This is a genomic window from Pseudomonas sp. BLCC-B112, assembly GCF_028550695.1.
Taxonomy (GTDB): domain Bacteria; phylum Pseudomonadota; class Gammaproteobacteria; order Pseudomonadales; family Pseudomonadaceae; genus Aquipseudomonas; species Aquipseudomonas danubii.
This window is the reverse complement of record NZ_JAQQGK010000009.1, coordinates 282,550-299,386: the sequence shown is the minus strand read 5'-3', so window position 1 is coordinate 299,386 and position 16,837 is coordinate 282,550. Positions and strand designations below refer to the sequence as shown.

The window sequence follows — 16,837 nt, the reverse complement described above, 5'->3', positions numbered from 1 at the left end:
CAAGCTCATGCCGATGGTCGCCTGACGTCTTTACACCGCAAATCACCGGGAGTTATAAAAACCGCTAAAACCGCAACTCAATCGCAGGATGGAACCCATGAATCAAAACCAGCGTGACTACAGTGAAAAGCGCGATTACATCCGTATGCGGGTGGATGCCGAGGTCACGCTGATCCACCAGGGACAGGTGATAGAAGCGGTCTGCATTGACCTTTCCAGCAGCGGCATGCAGGTCCAGGCACCCCGTTCATTTCAGGTCGGCGACCTACTGAGTGTGCGTATCGACTCGGAGCATGCAGCCCTCAGAGGCTTGGAAGCGGAGACCGAAGTGGTCTGGGTCAACTCACAGGAGGGTGGCAGCCAGAAACTTGGGCTTACAATCCTTAAGATGAAGTAAAACTTACTCCCATGAAAAAGGCGGCCTGATGGCCGCCTTTTCAGTTTCTGCAAGACCGTCGCCCGATCAGAAGTCGTCTTCGACCTGACCATCCTTGACCTTGAATTCACGATTCTGCAGATAGGCATTGCGCACAAAGGTGTAGCGATCACCACGAATCAGCTTGTCCGCAGCCAGCAGGCTGGCACGAGTATCAACCACGTTCACGCCCATGGTGATGTTGCGCGCAGGGATGTCGTTCATGTAGCGATAAGGCAAGGTGTAGCTGTCTACATACTTGGCCGGCGCATCACGCAGGGTGCTAGGGCCCAGCAACGGCAGCATCACGTAAGGACCGCTGCCCACGCCCCAATAGCCGAGGGTCTGGCCAAAGTCTTCGTCATTGCGCTGCAGACCCATCTGGGTACCGACGTCAAAGAAGCCCGCCAGCCCCAACGTGGTGTTCATCAGCAGGCGCGCAGTATCCACACCGGCGGCACGAGGCTTGGCCTGGAGGATGTCGTTGGCCAGGTTGCCGACGTCACCGAGGTTGCGGAACATGTTGTGGATACCGTCTTCCAGAAACTGCGGCGTCACCGCCTGGTAGCCTTGGGCCAACGGCTTCAGGGCATAGGTATCAAGGGTATCGTTGAACGTGAAGATGGGACGGTTGATGCTTTCCCACGGGTCCTCTTCGGCCGCCTGGGCGACCAGGGGAGCCAGCGTCACACCGGCACTCATACATAGCGGAACTAGATAACGGCTCCAGCGCATAGCAGGAAACTCCTTGGATTGTTCTCTCGTGGGGCTATGCCCTGAGGTTAGGTCGAGGAGTATAAAGCGGATAGGCCTGTTTAGGCAGCATCACTGCAAGCAGCCTGGAGGCATCAGTCACTCAATCCTGTTCGCATTCACCTCACTGTCACCTGCATGTCATCTTCCCCGGCTAGCCTCGAGAAGAATTTCAAGGATGTTGATATGCCCCACGCCGATGCCTTAGCCCAGACTGCAGCGCCATTGACCGCGGTGCTCTTCGGCCTCAGTGGCTGCCTGGTGGATTTCGGTGCGCGCACGCGCCTGCAAACCACCACGCGCCCTGGCCCGGAACAGGTCCGGACCACTCCAGGAGCTTTGGACACCTTGCGTCATCTGCAACAACTGGGCATTCCCTGCGCCTGGCTCGAGCAACTACCCTGCGCCAGCAGCAGCCACCTGGCCGCCGCCCTGCCCGACTGGATCAAACCCACCCCCGCCGCTCCCGCTCCCTGGCCCGCTCCCGACGCCTGCTGGCAGGCGCTGATGACCCTCAAGGTGTCCCGCCTCGAGGGTTGTGTACTGGTCAGCGGCGAACCGCAACTTCTGCAGTCTGGGCTCAACGCCGGACTCTGGACCATAGGTCTGGCCTCCTGCGGGTCCCTGTGCGGCCTGACACCAAGTGAATGGCAGGCTCTGAGCCAGCAGGAGCGCGAACTCAAGCGCGGCAAGGCCACCCTGCAACTCTTCGGTCTGGGGGTGCACTCGGTCATCGACCACCTGGGGGACCTGAACACCTGCCTGGCGGACATCGAACTGCGCCGGCTCAAAGGTGAAAAACCCTGACATAAGCCTGTTGATCAGGATCATGCACAGTGCCCGGGAGTGGATTACTCTAAGCCGTGGGCATGGACCTTTGCCTCAAACGCGCGGTCCATCCCTGTGCCTATCAATAAAGGGAGAACGCCATGCCTGCCCGCGAACTGCAAGAACAACTCGATACCCTGCGCGAGCAATTGGAGCAGAACCCACCGCTTTCGGAAGCCGAGCGCGCCAATCTGCAGGAACTGATGCAGCAGATCGAACTGCAACTCAAGCTGGAGACCAGCACCCACGACGCCAGCCTCGCCGACGGCGTCAACCTGGCAGTGGAACGCTTCGAACTGGAACATCCGGCCATCGCCGGAACCCTGCGCAATATCGTCCAGACCCTGGGCAACATCGGTATCTGATAGCGCCCGATAACACCGTCCCATAAAAACAAAGCCCCGCATCATTTGCGGGGCTTCTGCTTACTGGCGAACCAATCGCTGATTGGCGAACTCCACCGTTTCGGTACTGCGGTACGGATTGATATCCAGCCCGCCGCGACGCACATAGCGAGCGTAGACGGTGAGTTTCTCGGGTTTGAGCAACCGCTGCAGATCAAGGAAAATCCGCTCCACGCATTGCTCATGGAAGTCCGAGTGCTGACGGAAACTCACCAGATAGGCCAGCAGGCTGGCGTGATCCAGCGCCGCGCCACGGTACTCCACCACGACACTGCCCCAGTCCGGCTGGCTGGTCACAGGGCAATTGGATTTGAGCAAGTGGCTGTGCACACTTTCCTCCACCACTTGCGAATCATCGCAACGCAGCAGCTCAGGTCGCGGATGCTCATAGCTGTCGACACTGATATCCAGCTCGTCGATGCAGATGCCTGGCAGTGCCACCACACCTTGCGCCTCGACCTCACCAAGGCTGCGAATACGCACACCTACGGGCTTGCCTGCGGCGGCCGAGAGATCCTGACGCAAAGTCGCCTCAAGCGTCGCTCGATCAGCGAAGGGGGTCTGGTTCAACGAATTGAGGTACAGCTTGAAAGACTTGGACTCGATGATGTTCGGCGAATCTGCAGGAATGCTGAATTCACCAATGGCCACCACCGGCTTGCCTGAAGGCAGCAGCCAGGACAATTCGAAGCAGTTCCAGAAATCCACTCCCTTATACGGCAGGGTATCGGCACTCAAGCCCAGCTCGGCCCATTTTGCTGCCCGGGGAATCGGGAACAGCAGGGATGGCGTGTAAGTGGAAACGTATTCACTGGACTTGCCCAGCGGCGAATGTTCGGCTGCGGGATGCATGGCGGAAACCTGACTGAAGAATCAGCGGATTCTACCAGCCTTTGCTCCCGCCTTTGAGCCCCGAACGCTTACGGGCTGACTGTCAGCTTGCCGACCATGCCGGCCTGGTAGTGCCCGGGAACATTGCAGGCGAACTCCAGGCTGCCGCTTTTGCTGAAGGTCCAGGTCAGGTCGGCCTGCTTGCCAGGCTCCACCAGCACACTGTTGGGATCGTCATGCTGCATGCCGTGATCCATGCCCGCCATTGAGCCGTGGCCCATGGCTGCGTGATCCATGGTTTTCATTGCGGTGGGCGTAAGCATCCCGCTTTGCTGCATCTTGAGCATTTCCTGCTGGTGCTCGGCATGCATCGCCGCGTTACCCAGGTTGAATTCGTGGAGCAGTTGCCCCTTGTTGATCAACACAAAACGCACAGTCTCGCCGGCCTTGATCTCCAGGACCTTGGGATTGAAAGACATATCGCCCATCACCACCTCGACCACCCGAGTGGCCTTGGCGGCCGCGGCCGGCTGGCCGAAGTCATAAGAGGCCGCCGGTGAAGCCCAGAGCGGTACGCTCAACAGCATCAGACAGCCTCCCAGGGCCGAGCGGCGTCGCAACAACAGGTTTTGCAGATTCATCGTCAGGCTCCAACAAGATCAGGATTGAGCATGTGGCAAACTCTAACGGCCCAGCGCTGCCAGCCAGCTGACGGCTAGATTACAACTTTGTCAGCTTGATCTGCCCTGCCCCTCGGCAAGGTATAAAGCCCGGGTTACACAAGCCACGAGTACCACCATGAAACTGTTGATCGTCGAAGACCAGCCGAAAACCGGCCAGTACCTGCGCCAAGGCTTGAGCGAAGCCGGCTTCAATGCCGAGCTGGTAGCGGATGGCAATACCGGCCAGCACCTGGCGCTGACCGGTGACTACGCCCTGTTGATTCTCGACGTGATGCTCCCGGGGCGCGACGGTTGGCAGATCCTCCAGGCCGTACGCAGCGCCGGCCTGGACATCCCTGTGTTGTTCCTCACCGCCAGAGACGCCGTAGAGGACCGAGTCCACGGCCTGGAACTGGGAGCCGACGACTATCTGGTCAAGCCCTTTGCCTTCTCCGAACTGCTGGCCCGGGTTCGCAGCCTGCTGCGCCGGGGTAGCGTGATGACCCAGGAAACCAGCCTGCAACTGGCTGACCTGCGCCTGGACCTGATCCGCCGCCGGGTAGAACGCAGCGGCCAGCGCATTGATCTGACCGCCAAGGAGTTCGCCTTGCTGGAAATGCTCCTGCGACGCCAGGGAGAAGTCCTGCCCAAATCGCTGATCGCCTCCCAGGTCTGGGACATGAACTTCGACAGCGACACCAACGTCATCGAAGTAGCAATCCGCCGCCTGCGCCTGAAAATCGATGACGAATACCCGAACAAGCTGATCCATACCGTACGCGGCATGGGGTATGTGCTCGAAGAGCGTCCGGCCTGATGCGCCGCCTGTCACTCAGCGCACGCCTGGCGCTGCTGTTCGCCGCCTGCACCGCCGTGGTCTCGCTATTTGCAGGGGTGCTGTTCAGTCGCGCCAGCGAAGCCCACTTCATCGAACTGGACCAGCAACTGCTGGACGGCAAGCTGATCGCCCTGCGCAGCGTCTTGCAGGATGTGACCGAGGCCCGAGATTTTGCCCGGCATCAGGCACGGCTGCAGGACGAGCTGAGCCATCAACCGGACCTAGCCCTGCGGATTATCGGCAGTGACGGCCAACTCTGGTTCAACAGTGCCCCCGCCCTGCCCGCCTCCTTGCCCAGCGAAGCCGGCCTGCACAACCTGAATCTGAACAGTGCTGCCTACCGGATCTACTCCGCGCCGCTCAAGCCAGGTCAACCCGACTCGCCACAGTTGGCCCTGCTGCTGAATATCACCCATCACCAGCACTTTCTGCAGCGCATGCAGCACCTGATCTGGTTCACAGTAGGGCTCTCGGCCCTGGCCACTGCCCTGCTTGGTGCCTGGGCCGCCCGCAGCGGCCTGCGACCTTTGCGACGCATGAGCGCAGTGGCCGCAGGAGTCTCCGCCAGTTCCCTGACCCAGCGCCTGCCCCAGGAACAGATGCCCGTCGAACTGGCCGACCTGGCCAGCAGCTTCAACGCCATGCTCGGCCGCCTTGAGGAATCCTTCCAACGCCTTTCGGCCTTTTCCGCTGATATTGCCCACGAGTTGCGCACGCCCCTGTCGAACCTGCTGACCCACACCCAAGTGACCCTGACCCGCCCGAGAGCGATCGAGGACTACCGCGAAGCCCTGCACAGCAACCTCGAGGAACTGCAATGGATGGCGCAACTGGTCAACGACATGCTGTACCTGGCCAAGGCCGACCATGGGCTGCTGACCCCGAAATGCGAAGCACTGGAGCTGGCCGAGGAAACCGACATGCTGTTGGAGTTCTATGGCCCCCTGGCGGAAGACGCGAACGTCAGCCTGAGCCGTGAAGGTCATGCCGGCTTTATCGGCGATCGCAGCATGCTGCGTCGGGCGCTGTCCAACCTGCTGGACAATGCCCTGCGCTTCACACCTCCTGGAGGATCGGTCCAGGTACGGATCAGCGACAGCCTACAGGGCTTGAACCTGAGTATCGAAAACAGCGGAGAGGGTATCGCCAGGGAGGTACTGCCGCGGTTGTTCGACCGTTTCTACCGGGTAGATCCGGCGCGACGCGAGGGCAGCAGTGAACACGCGGGATTGGGACTGGCGATCACGCAGTCGATCATTCGCGCCCATGGCGGACAGATACGTTGCGAATCGGAAGCTGGCTGGACACGCTTCGTGATCGAGTTGCCGAGCAAGCGTTGAGAGCCTGTTCACAGGCAAGCCGGCTCCTTCACCAATCAGGCAGGAGCCGGCTTGCCGGCGAGAGCGGATCTCAGGAATACCGCAAAGCGTGAGCCGGCTCGACCTTGGACGCGCGCCAGGCCGGATACACAGTGGCCAGGAAGCTGAGGATGAACCCAGCGCTACAAATCAGCGCCACATCCCCGCCCTGCAGTTCGGAAGGCAGGTTGCTGACAAAGTACACATCCGAACTGAAAATCTGCTGGCCGCTGATCCGCTCCAGCCAGCCCACCAGCTCGCTCACGTTCAACGCCGCAATGACCCCTAACACCCCACCGATCAGGGTGCCGACAATCCCGATCACCGTGCCCTGGACCATGAAGATCGCCATGATCTGCCGCGGCGTGGCGCCGATGGTGCGCAGGATTGCGATGTCCGCGCCCTTGTCGTTCACCACCATGATCAGAGTGGCGATGATGTTGAACGCCGCCACCGCGACGATCATCAGCAGCAACAGGCCGATCATGGTCTTTTCCATCTTCATTGCGCTGAACAGGCTGCCCTGGGTGTGGGTCCAGTCATCGGCGCGGAAGTCCGCACCCAGCCCCTTGGCGATATCCACCGCCACCTGTGGCGCGGCATACAGATCCTTGACCGCCAGGCGCACGCTCTGCACCTGATTGGGCTGCCAGCGCTGCATCTCTGCGGCGTCGGCCATATGGATCAGGCCCATGGAGCCATCCAGCTCGGCGCCCACCTTGAACACCCCCACCACGTTCAGGCGCTGCATACGCGGAGTGATACCCCCTGGGGCCGTACTCACTTCAGGCACGATCAGGGTCAGTTTGTCGCCGACATTCAAGCGGAAACGCCGGGCCGTGATCTCGCCGATCACCACGCCGAACTCGCCGGGTTTCAGGTCTTGCAGGCTGCCCTGGACAATATGCTGGGCAACGATGGACACCTTGCCCTCCTGCGCCGGATCGATGCCGCTGATCTGGATCGGCTGCATCGCCCCCTTGTAGGAGAGCATGCCTTCCATCTCGGTGAAGGGCACTGCAGCAGTGACTTCCGGGTTCTTCAGGGCCGCTGCGGCCACTGGTTGCCAGTCATCAATGGGCTTGACCCCGACGATGGTGGCGTGGGGCACCATACCGAGGATGCGCGAGCTCATTTCCCGCTGGAAGCCGTTCATCACCGACAGCACCACGATCATCGCCAGCACGCCCAGGGCGAGGCCGATCATCGAGGTCATGGAAATGAACGAGACAAAACGATTGCGCCGCTTGGCGCGGGTGTAGCGCGTGCCGATAAAGATCGATAAGGGTCTGAACATGGGCAAGGCACCCTGGAAAAATTAATGACCCGGTGTCGACGGGCCAGCCACCGACACCGCGTTCGGCCGCATCAGATGGCGACCAGGTGACCTTCTTGCAGGTGCAGTACGCGATCCATCTGCCGGGCCAGGTTCATATCGTGCGTCACCACCAGGAAGGCGGTACGCATCGAAGTGCTGAGTTCCAGCATCAGGTCCTGAATGCCCTGGGCCGTGTGCGAGTCGAGGTTGCCGGTGGGCTCATCGAGCATCACCAGCCCCGGCTGGTTCACCAGGGCCCGGGCGATGGCTACCCGCTGACGCTCACCGCCGGACAGTTCGGCCGGCTTGTGCTCCAGGCGATGACCCAGGCCGACCCGCTCCAGCAGCGCAGTAGCACGCTGACGGGCTTCAGGAATCGGTGTACGGCCGATCAGCAGCGGCATGCAGACGTTCTCCAGCGCGGTGAACTCTGGCAGCAGGTGGTGGAACTGGTAGACGAAGCCCAGGGCGCGATTACGCAATTGACCGCGAGCCTTCTCACCCAGCGCCGAGAGTTCTTCGCCGGCCAGCCAGACGCTGCCCTTGGAGGGCGTATCCAGGCCGCCCAGCAAGTTGAGCAAAGTACTCTTGCCGGAGCCCGACGTACCGACGATGGCCACTCGCTCCCCCGGATGCAGTTCCAGTTGCAGGCCGGACAGGACCACCACCGATTCCGGACCTTCCTCGTAGGACTTGCCCAGGTCACGGCAGCTCAGGATTGCTTTTTCACTCATGCCCAACTCACTCATAACGTAGCGCCTCCGCAGGCTGGGTGCGCGCCGCACGCCAGGCTGGATACAGGGTGGCGAGAAAACTCAGGACCAATGCCGCGCCGCAGACCATCAACACGTCCTCGGCCATCAGTTGCGACGGCAGGTAGTCGATGAAGTACACGTCGGCATTCAGGAATTTATGGCCGATCAGGCCTTCGAGGGCAGAGATCGCAGCACTGACATTCAAGGCTGCGAGCATCCCCAGCACCGCACCGATCAAGGTGCCGACCACACCGATCACCGTGCCCTGGACCATGAAGATCGCCATGATGGTGCCCGGCGTAGCGCCCAGGGTGCGCAGAATGGCGATGTCGCCCTTCTTGTCGTTCACCACCATCACCAGGGTCGAGATGATGTTGAACGCAGCGACCGCGACGATCAGCAGCAAAAGCAGGCCGATCATGGCTTTTTCCATGCGGATGGCCTGGTACAGGTTGCCATGAGTACGGGTCCAGTCACGGGCGTAGAAATGGTTCTCGCCCAACTGCTGGGCGATTTCCCAAGCGGTGCGCGGGGCCTGGAACAGGTCGTCGAACTTCAGCCGCAGGCCCTGGACCTGATCCGGCTTCCAGCGGTGCAAGCGGCCCAGGTCTTCCAGGTTGGTCAGGCCCAGGTAGCCGTCGATCTCGCCGGCGCCAACGTGAAAGATGCCCACCACGGTAAAGCGCTTCATCCGCGGGAACATGCCGGCCGGGGTCACCGTGACTTCCGGGGCAACGAAAGTCAGCTTGTCCCCCAGGCCAACACCCAGCTTGGCGGCCGCCTTATCGCCGATGACGATGCCGAAGCTACCGGGCGCCAGCGCGTCCAACTGCCCCTGCTGCATGAAATGGTCGATGATCGACACCTGCCGCTCTTTGCCAGGATCTATGGCGTTGAGCAGCACCTTCTGCACCTGGCCGTTGTTGGTCAGCAGGCCCTGCATCTGGGTGAATGGCGCCACCGCCAGCACTTTCGGGTTCTGCTTGACCTTGTCGGCCAGGCTTTGCCAGTCGCTGATGGGTTCACCGGATTCGATGGTGGCGTGGGGCACCATGCCCAGCACGCGGGTGCGCATTTCATGATCGAAGCCGTTCATCACCGACAGCACCACGATCATCACGATCACGCCAAGGGCGAGTCCGATCATCGAGGTCAGGGAAATGAATGACACAAAATGATTGCGACGCTTTGCACGGGTGTAACGCGTGCCGATAAAAGCAAACAGAGGTCTGAACATGTCGGGGCTTGTGCAGAGGAAAAGAAGACGTCCTTGTGGCGGGGCCTGGTAAGCAGCTTTACACTCAGACCACTGCCTCTACCATGGGTTCGCCATGTCGACATTAGATGAAGAAGATCGCCGCGAATACTACCGTATCGAGGACACGATCGCACTGGAAATTAGCCCCTTGTCCGCCCACGACGCGGCGAGCAAGGAAGTGTTGCAGGATGAGTCTCCGCTGTTCAATCTACTCAGCGAACTGCACCTGAGCGAATTCGAATCCCAGCACCTGCTGCGTCAGGTCAACGAGCGCGATCGCACCCTGGCCAGCTACCTCAAGGCCATGAACAAGCGCATCGACCTGCTCAGCCAGGTGGTGGCGCAGACCGTGTTCGGCAAGTTCGGCGAGCCGCAGCGGGTCACCCTTTCCGAAGGCGGCATCGAGTTCAACCACCATCTGAGCTATCCCAGCGGCAGCCACCTGGCGGTGAAACTGCTGTTGATGCCGCAAGCCCTGGGCCTGCTGCTGCGAGCCCGGGTCATCCACTGTGAGCCACAGAGCTTCGGCACCTTCGAGATCGGCACCGAATTCGAAGCATTGACCGATGCCCAGCGCCAACTGCTGGCGCGCTACATCCTGCAAAAACAGGCTCAGCAACGCCGCATGGCCCGGGACCAGACAGACCCCGCCGCTGGTTGAGCCGCAAGCCTGACCCCCTCTTAAGGAACAACATCCGTGAAGGAGCAATTGTGACCCTGATCTATGGCCATCGCGGCGCTAAAGGCGAAGCACCGGAAAACACCCTGACCAGCTTTCAGGAATGCCTCAAGCACGGCGTGCGCCGCTGCGAGCTCGACCTGCACCTGTCCATGGACGGCGAGCTGATGGTGATTCACGACCCGACCCTCAAGCGCACCACTGACCGGCGCGGCAAGGTGGTGGAGCATTCCGCCTCCGAACTGGTGACCTACGACGCACGCAAAGGCGGCCCGGGCTGGGTCAGCCCCTGCCCCATTCCACGCCTGGAAGAGCTGTTCGAAAAATGCGATTTCGAGCACTGGCAGTTGGAGGTCAAGAGTGCCTCGCGCACCCGCGCCGCCACCACGGTGCTGGCAATTCGGGAAATGGCCCAACGCTTCGGCCTGCTGGACAAGGTCACCGTGACCTCAAGCTCGCGGGAAGTGCTGAAAGCCGCAGTCGAACTGACCCCGGACCTGTCTCGCGGACTGGTAGCCGAATACGCCTGGCTCGACCCATTGAAGGTCGCCCAGAGCTATGGCTGCGAGATTCTTGCGCTGAACTGGACCCTGTGCACCCCGGAGCGACTGCAACGGGCGCAGCGTCAGGGCTTGCATGTGTCAGTGTGGACGGTCAACGAGCCCGCGCTGATGCGCAGGCTCGCCGACTTCGGCGTAGATAGCCTGATTACAGACTTTCCCGGTTTGGCCAGCGCCACCCTCGAGAATTACTGAAATCGGTCTCCCCGGCCGGCTCAGGCCACCGGCCGGAGCCGCTCAAAAAAGCCGGTTGAGGCCGTCGTACGCTGCTACCCGATAGGCTTCGGCCATGGTCGGGTAGTTGAAGGTGGTGTTGACGAAGTACTTCAGGGTGTTGTGCTCACCCGGCTGACTCATGATCGCCTGACCGATGTGGACGATTTCCGAAGCCTGGTAACCGAAGCAGTGCACGCCGAGGACTTCCAGGGTTTCCCGATGGAACAGGATCTTCAGCATGCCTTGCGGCTCGCCGGCAATCTGCGCACGAGCCATGCCCTTGAAGAACGCCTTGCCCACTTCGTAAGGCACTTTGGCCTGAGTCAGCTCCTGCTCGTTCTTGCCGATCGAGCTGATCTCCGGAATGGTGTAGATCCCGGTCGGTACGTCGTTGACGAAACGCCAGCTGCCATTGTCGACAATGCTGCCGGCAGCGGAGCGACCCTGGTCATGGGCGGCACTGGCCAGGCTCGGCCAGCCGATCACGTCACCGGCGCCATAGATGTTTGGCACGCAGGTGCGATAGTTCTCGTCGACTTCGATCTGGCCGCGACTGTTGACCTTGACCCCGATGTTCTCCATGCCCAGCTTGTCGGTGTTGCCGGTACGGCCGTTGCACCAGAGCAAGGCATCGGCCTTGATCTTCTTGCCGGATTTCAGGTGCAGGATCACCCCGTTGTCCACACCTTCAACGCGGTCGTATTCCTCGTTGTGGCGCACAGTGATGTTGTTGTTGCTGAAGTGGTAGCTCAAGGCCTGGGAAATCTCCGAGTCCAAGAAGCTCAGCAACTGGCCGCGGTTATCCACCAGTTCCACCAACACCCCAAGACCACTGAAGATCGAGGCGTACTCGCAGCCAATGACCCCGGCGCCGTAAACGATGAGTTTGCGTGGGGTGTGGCCGAGGCTGAGGATGGTGTCGCTATCGTAGATACGCGGGTGACTGAAATCGATGTCCGCCGGGCGATAAGGACGCGAACCGGTGGCGATGATGATGTGCTTGGCTACCAGTTTTTCCACCACGCCATTGGCGCAAACCACTTCCACGGTCTGCTCGTCGGCGAAGCTGCCAGTGCCGAAGAACACATCGACCCGGTTGCGGGCGTAGTAGCCGGTGCGCGAGGCCACCTGCTTGGAAATCACCTTCTCGGCGCTCTTGAGCACGTCCGGAAAGGAAAACCAGCGCGGCTCGCCAATGGCCCGGAACATCGGATTGGTGTTGAACTGCATGATCTGCCGGACCGAGTGACGCAGGGCCTTGGACGGAATGGTACCCAGGTGGGTGCAGTTGCCGCCGACCTGGCGACGGCTATCGACCATCGCCACTTTGCGTCCTGCTTTCGCGGCGTTCATTGCCGCACCTTCTCCAGCGGGGCCCGAGCCCAGCACCACTACGTCGTAGTTGTAGACAGCCATGCGTACTCCTCAGAACAGGCCGAGATGCCCTTCTGGCATCTCCGGCTAAATCATGTCGCGACCAGCGACATGAAGGATCAATTTGGCTCGGTTACGAACCCGGGCACAGTCTATAGAAGCGTCAACGCCGCGCACATTAACCCTTGGTCGCGTCGTAGGCTACTTTTGCCTGCACTACAGCATTCACAACAGCGTGCCTGGTTATTGTTTTGGTCCGGCCAACAGCGCATCGAACGCCGGGTTGCTACGTGTGACGAAGCCTTTATCGGCACGCATCACAAAAAATGCGCCGATACGGTGTTTTTGCGCGTAGTCCCAGCCTGCTTCGGGACCAAGAATCAGTAACAGCGTAGAGAGGCCATCGGCCATGAGTGCCGAAGGATGAATCACGGTCACCGACGCCAGCCTGTGAGTGATGGGCTTGCCAAGCCTGGCATCGAAGGTATGGGAATAGCGCTGGCCGTCCTGCTCGAAGTAATTACGGTAGTCGCCAGACGTGGATACACCATAGCCGTCCAGTGCGATCACCCGCTGGGCCACCTGCTGGTCGTCCCGCGGTTCCTCCAGGGCGATACGCCAGGGCGCGCCGTCCGGTTTGCGGCCCACGGCCTTGAGCTCGCCAGTGACTTCAGCGAGAAAACTGTCGATCCCCAACTGCGCAAGCCGCGCGGCAATGCGATCCACTGCGTAACCGGCGGCAAGGCTGTTGAAGTCCACTTCCACCGGCGCATCCTTGCACAGCTCCTGGCCTTCGATATGCAAGTGCCCATGTCCGACCCGCTGCCGAACCTCGGCCAGGGCTGACGCGCTGGGAATTTTTTCCTCTCGCCCCTGAGGCCCAAAGCCCCAGAGGTCGAGCAGCGGCTCCACCGTCAGATCAAAGGCGCCGCCACTGTCCCGGGACAGCTGCTCGCCAACTCGCACCAAGTGCAGCACCGACTCAGGCATCGGTTGGCAGCTGTTGCCGGGCAAGGCGTTGAAACGCTCGATATTCGAGTCACTGCGGTAGGTGGACATCTGCCGATCAACCTCAGCCAGGATTTGCTCGACCTCGGCCTTGACCCGCGACTCATCCGGCACGCCGGTGCGCTGCACGTACTGAACGGAGTAAGTGCTGCCCATGGTCGGCCCGGAGACGCTGTGCAGGCGATCGCCACCACAGCCCGCCAACAGCGCCATCGCGCCCCACAATGCGTTCCACCACCATCGCCTTCCCGACAAGATTCCCCTCCAGATCAATTGCCCCAGAGGGCGAGCTGACAACGCAAATGGCCATTATGCGACAGGCGGATGCGGCATGCGCGCCAGACCTGCCAGCCTGGCCGGCACCAGAAGCTTGACCCAGAGCCATCGCGCAGCACCCAAGAGTTTTTGTTGCCTGACGCCACCAGCACACATATTGTTACAAAACTGTTCAGCGTGCCGCCTCGCGCCCCACCTTTGCAGTGAGGACGAGTACTGACCAGGGATTGCTAACAAAACAGCCAAAGTGAGTGAAAAAATGTCCACGACCACGGGCAAAGGCAAGGCGATCTTTCGCGTTGTCAGCGGCAACTTTCTCGAGATGTTCGACTTCATGGTCTATGGCTTCTACGCCACGGCAATCGCCAAGACCTTCTTTCCGGCCGACAGCGCCTTCGCTTCATTGATGCTGTCCCTGGCCACTTTCGGCGCCGGCTTCCTGATGCGTCCACTGGGAGCGATCTTCCTCGGCGCCTACATCGACCGTCACGGCCGCCGCCAGGGCCTGATCATTACCCTGGTGCTGATGGCCGCGGGCACTGTGCTGATTGCCTGCGTGCCGGGCTACGCCACTCTCGGCGTCGCCGCTCCGCTGCTGGTGCTGCTGGGTCGCTTGCTGCAGGGCTTCTCCGCGGGCGTGGAACTGGGTGGCGTGTCGGTGTACCTGGCCGAGATCTCGACACCGGGCCGCAAGGGCTTCTTCGTCAGCTGGCAATCGGCAAGCCAACAGGCGGCCGTGGTGTTTGCAGGCTTGCTGGGGGTGGGTCTGAACCACTGGCTGAGCCCCGAACAAATGGGTGAGTGGGGCTGGCGCGTGCCGTTCCTGGTGGGCTGCATGATTGTTCCGGCAATCTTCATGATCCGCCGCTCTCTCGAGGAAACACCCGAGTTCCAGGCCCGCAAACATCGCCCCACCCTGCAGGAAGTCATCCGCTCCATCAGTCAGAACTTCGGAGTCGTCATTGCCGGCATGGCCTTGGTGGTGATGACCACCGTGTCCTTCTACCTGATCACCGCCTACACCCCGACCTTTGGCAAGGCCGAGCTGCACTTGTCGGACTTCGACGCCCTGCTGGTGACTGTGTGCATCGGCCTGTCGAACTTCTTCTGGCTGCCGGTCATGGGCTCGCTGTCGGACCGCATCGGTCGTAAACCGCTGCTGCTGGGCGCCACCATCCTCGCCATCTTCACCGCTTACCCGGCGCTGTCATGGCTGGTAGCCAACCCCAGCTTCAGCCACCTGCTGATCGTCGAGCTGTGGCTGTCCTTCCTCTATGGCTCGTACAACGGCGCGATGGTGGTGGCCCTGACTGAAATCATGCCGGTGGAAGTGCGCACCACCGGCTTCTCCCTGGCCTACAGCCTGGCAACCGCAACCTTCGGCGGCTTTACCCCGGCGGCCTGCACCTACCTGATCCACGTTCTGGGCAACCAGGCGGCACCGGGCATCTGGCTCAGCAGCGCGGCGGTGCTGGGGCTGATTGCGACACTGGTGCTGTTCCGTGGCAACCGCCACGAACTGCGTACAGCGCAGGCGGCTGGCAGCGCCTGACAGCCAGCAGCGCGGACAAGTTGGCACCTACAAATGACGCCGGCCTCGTAGGCGAAAGCCACAAACAAAAACGCCCCGACAAGTCGGGGCGTTTTCATTTCAGCAGTCGCTTAGCGTGGGAATGCTGGCGGGTTGACCCCGGCCATGTCTTCCATCACGCGCACAACCTGGCAGCTGTAACCGAACTCGTTGTCGTACCAGACGTACAGAACAACGCGGTTGTCCTGAACGATGGTCGCTTCAGCGTCGACAACACCGGCGTGACGCGAACCCACGAAGTCGGTGGACACCACTTCCTGCGAATTGACGAAGTCGATTTGCTTATGCAGATCGGAGTGCAGCGCCATGTAGCGCAGGTACTCGTTCATCTCTTCACGGGTGGCGGCTTTCTCAAGGTTCAGGTTGAGAATGGCCATCGACACGTTTGGCGTTGGAACGCGGATCGCGTTACCGGTCAGCTTGCCGGCCAGCTCAGGCAAGGCCTTGGCAGCAGCGGTAGCAGCACCCGTCTCGGTGATCACCATGTTCAGCGCGGCGCTACGGCCACGGCGATCGCCCTTGTGGAAGTTGTCGATCAAGTTCTGGTCGTTGGTGTACGAGTGAACGGTTTCAACGTGACCGTTGATGATGCCGAACTTGTCATTCACAGCCTTGAGCACCGGCACGATGGCGTTGGTGGTGCAGGAAGCGGCGGACACGATCTTGTCGTCAGCAGTGATTTCGTTGTGGTTGATACCGTGAACGATGTTCTTCAGCTTGCCTTTGCCAGGCGCGGTCAGGACCACGCGGTCGATACCCGGGCAGGTCAGGTGCTGGCCCAGGCCGTCGGCATCACGCCATACACCGGTGTTGTCCACCAGCAGCGCGTTCTTGATCCCGTACTGGGTGTAGTCCACCTCGGTCGGGTTCTTCGCGTAGATCACCTGGATCAGGTTGCCGTTGGCGGTGATGGTGTTGTTTTCTTCGTCGATGGTGATGGTGCCGTTGAACGAACCGTGCACCGAATCGCGACGCAGCAGGCTGGCGCGCTTGGTCAGGTCGTTTTCGGCGCCTTTGCGCACCACGATGGCGCGCAGACGCAGGCCGTCGCCACCACCGGTTTTCTCGATCAGGATGCGCGCCAGCAGACGGCCGATACGACCGAAGCCGTACAGGACAACGTCAGTGCCTTTGCGGGCCGAAGCGTTTTGCTGGCCAACCACGTCAGCCATTTCTTCACGCACGAACTGCTCGGCGCTGCGGCCATTGCCTTCGTTACGGAATTTGAACGCCAACTTGCCCAGGTCTACCGAAGCTGCGCCGAGCTTGAGCTCGCTCATTGCTTTAAGCAGAGGGAATGTTTCGTGGACGGAGAGTTCGCTGTCGTCGGAGGAGCGATGGCGAGCAAAGCGATGAGCTTTGAGAATCGCGATGACAGACTGGTTGATCAGGCTGCGGCCATAGATCGAGCTCACCACATTGTTATTGCGGTAGAGCTGACCGATAAGCGGAATCATCGCTTCTGCGAGTGCTTCACGGTCGATCCATTCACCAAGACACTGGTCGGGCTTCTGAGTCACGGGAACCTTCCACATGTAGGGGCAGAAAAAAGGGGCTACATTATGACGCCGAGTCCCTCTCGTAGCAATGCGCGCCTGTCGTGCGGAACGTAACAAAAAGCCCTTGCAACAAAACACCACTATGCTGGAGGCCAGTAAAACCGTGGCTTCCAGCCGCGTCAATTTTTTGGACAGCCAAGCAACCTGTATGTAA

General features: G+C 60.7%; 17 protein-coding genes. 8 read left to right on the top strand and 9 right to left on the bottom strand.

Annotation, left to right across the window (positions count from 1 at the left end; translation table 11 throughout):
• Positions 1–97 precede the first annotated feature (97 nt).
• The gene (locus PQT43_RS23915; RefSeq protein WP_110652579.1) at positions 98–397 is read left to right on the top strand and encodes a PilZ domain-containing protein; all 300 of its coding nucleotides are present in this window, start codon (positions 98–100) and stop codon (positions 395–397) included.
• A 66-nt stretch (positions 398–463) separates the two neighbouring features.
• Here PQT43_RS23915 and PQT43_RS23910 read toward each other — a convergent pair whose 3' ends face one another.
• Positions 464–1,150, bottom strand: a complete 687-nt coding sequence (locus PQT43_RS23910) for an MlaA family lipoprotein (protein WP_102879033.1) — start codon at positions 1,148–1,150, stop codon at positions 464–466.
• A gap of 204 nt (positions 1,151–1,354) precedes the next feature.
• Between PQT43_RS23910 and PQT43_RS23905 the strand changes: the two genes are divergently transcribed.
• Positions 1,355–1,975 carry a phosphatase gene (locus PQT43_RS23905; RefSeq protein ID WP_102879032.1) on the top strand — a complete coding sequence of 207 codons (621 nt, stop codon included), beginning with the start codon at positions 1,355–1,357 and terminating at the stop codon, positions 1,973–1,975.
• A 122-nt stretch (positions 1,976–2,097) separates the two neighbouring features.
• On the top strand, positions 2,098–2,361 hold the full coding sequence (locus tag PQT43_RS23900; protein WP_102863756.1) for a DUF4404 family protein: 264 nt from the start codon (positions 2,098–2,100) through the stop codon (positions 2,359–2,361).
• A gap of 60 nt (positions 2,362–2,421) precedes the next feature.
• Here the strand turns inward: PQT43_RS23900 and queF are convergent, their stop codons facing one another.
• Both queF and copI read right to left on the bottom strand, forming a co-directional pair.
• Positions 2,422–3,252: an NADPH-dependent 7-cyano-7-deazaguanine reductase QueF gene (gene queF, locus PQT43_RS23895; protein WP_123392475.1), complete on the bottom strand. Its 831-nt coding sequence runs from the start codon at positions 3,250–3,252 to the stop codon at positions 2,422–2,424.
• Between the two features lie 68 nt (positions 3,253–3,320).
• Complete coding sequence (copI, locus tag PQT43_RS23890) at positions 3,321–3,872, bottom strand: copper-resistant cuproprotein CopI (protein ID WP_102863758.1); 552 nt, start codon at positions 3,870–3,872, stop codon at positions 3,321–3,323.
• Between the two features lie 157 nt (positions 3,873–4,029).
• Here copI and PQT43_RS23885 point away from each other — a divergent pair, with 157 nt between their 5' ends.
• Positions 4,030–4,710, top strand: coding sequence for a heavy metal response regulator transcription factor (locus PQT43_RS23885; protein ID WP_102879031.1), 681 nt, complete (start codon positions 4,030–4,032; stop codon positions 4,708–4,710).
• Positions 4,710–6,071 (top strand): heavy metal sensor histidine kinase, encoded by a 1,362-nt coding sequence (locus PQT43_RS23880; RefSeq protein WP_267269685.1) that lies wholly within the window; start codon positions 4,710–4,712, stop codon positions 6,069–6,071. Before PQT43_RS23885 ends, PQT43_RS23880 begins: the two co-directional genes overlap by 1 nt.
• A gap of 70 nt (positions 6,072–6,141) precedes the next feature.
• Here the strand turns inward: PQT43_RS23880 and PQT43_RS23875 are convergent, their stop codons facing one another.
• From PQT43_RS23875 to PQT43_RS23865, 3 genes are all read right to left on the bottom strand, one after another.
• Positions 6,142–7,386, bottom strand: coding sequence for a lipoprotein-releasing ABC transporter permease subunit (locus PQT43_RS23875; RefSeq protein ID WP_102863761.1), 1,245 nt, complete (start codon positions 7,384–7,386; stop codon positions 6,142–6,144).
• Between the two features lie 71 nt (positions 7,387–7,457).
• Positions 7,458–8,141 carry a lipoprotein-releasing ABC transporter ATP-binding protein LolD gene (lolD, locus tag PQT43_RS23870; protein ID WP_162884123.1) on the bottom strand — a complete coding sequence of 228 codons (684 nt, stop codon included), beginning with the start codon at positions 8,139–8,141 and terminating at the stop codon, positions 7,458–7,460.
• Between the two features lie 7 nt (positions 8,142–8,148).
• A complete protein-coding gene (locus PQT43_RS23865) occupies positions 8,149–9,399 on the bottom strand; it encodes a lipoprotein-releasing ABC transporter permease subunit (protein WP_102863763.1) in 1,251 nt (416 codons plus the stop codon).
• Between the two features lie 94 nt (positions 9,400–9,493).
• On the opposite strand from PQT43_RS23865, the gene PQT43_RS23860 reads away from it, so the two are divergent.
• Entirely contained in the window at positions 9,494–10,081 is a 588-nt protein-coding gene (locus PQT43_RS23860; protein WP_102879029.1) for a PilZ domain-containing protein, read from the top strand.
• Between the two features lie 50 nt (positions 10,082–10,131).
• Positions 10,132–10,854, top strand: coding sequence for a glycerophosphodiester phosphodiesterase (locus tag PQT43_RS23855; protein WP_102879028.1), 723 nt, complete (start codon positions 10,132–10,134; stop codon positions 10,852–10,854).
• A gap of 42 nt (positions 10,855–10,896) precedes the next feature.
• Here PQT43_RS23855 and sthA read toward each other — a convergent pair whose 3' ends face one another.
• On the bottom strand, positions 10,897–12,291 hold the full coding sequence (gene sthA / locus PQT43_RS23850; RefSeq protein WP_016967736.1) for a Si-specific NAD(P)(+) transhydrogenase: 1,395 nt from the start codon (positions 12,289–12,291) through the stop codon (positions 10,897–10,899).
• Between the two features lie 201 nt (positions 12,292–12,492).
• Positions 12,493–13,470, bottom strand: coding sequence for an FAD:protein FMN transferase (locus PQT43_RS23845; protein WP_272754783.1), 978 nt, complete (start codon positions 13,468–13,470; stop codon positions 12,493–12,495).
• A gap of 322 nt (positions 13,471–13,792) precedes the next feature.
• Between PQT43_RS23845 and PQT43_RS23840 the strand changes: the two genes are divergently transcribed.
• A complete protein-coding gene (locus PQT43_RS23840) occupies positions 13,793–15,085 on the top strand; it encodes an MFS transporter (protein ID WP_272754765.1) in 1,293 nt (430 codons plus the stop codon).
• A 110-nt stretch (positions 15,086–15,195) separates the two neighbouring features.
• Here PQT43_RS23840 and PQT43_RS23835 read toward each other — a convergent pair whose 3' ends face one another.
• Positions 15,196–16,659: a glyceraldehyde-3-phosphate dehydrogenase gene (locus PQT43_RS23835; RefSeq protein ID WP_102863767.1), complete on the bottom strand. Its 1,464-nt coding sequence runs from the start codon at positions 16,657–16,659 to the stop codon at positions 15,196–15,198.
• Positions 16,660–16,837: the final 178 nt, after the last annotated feature.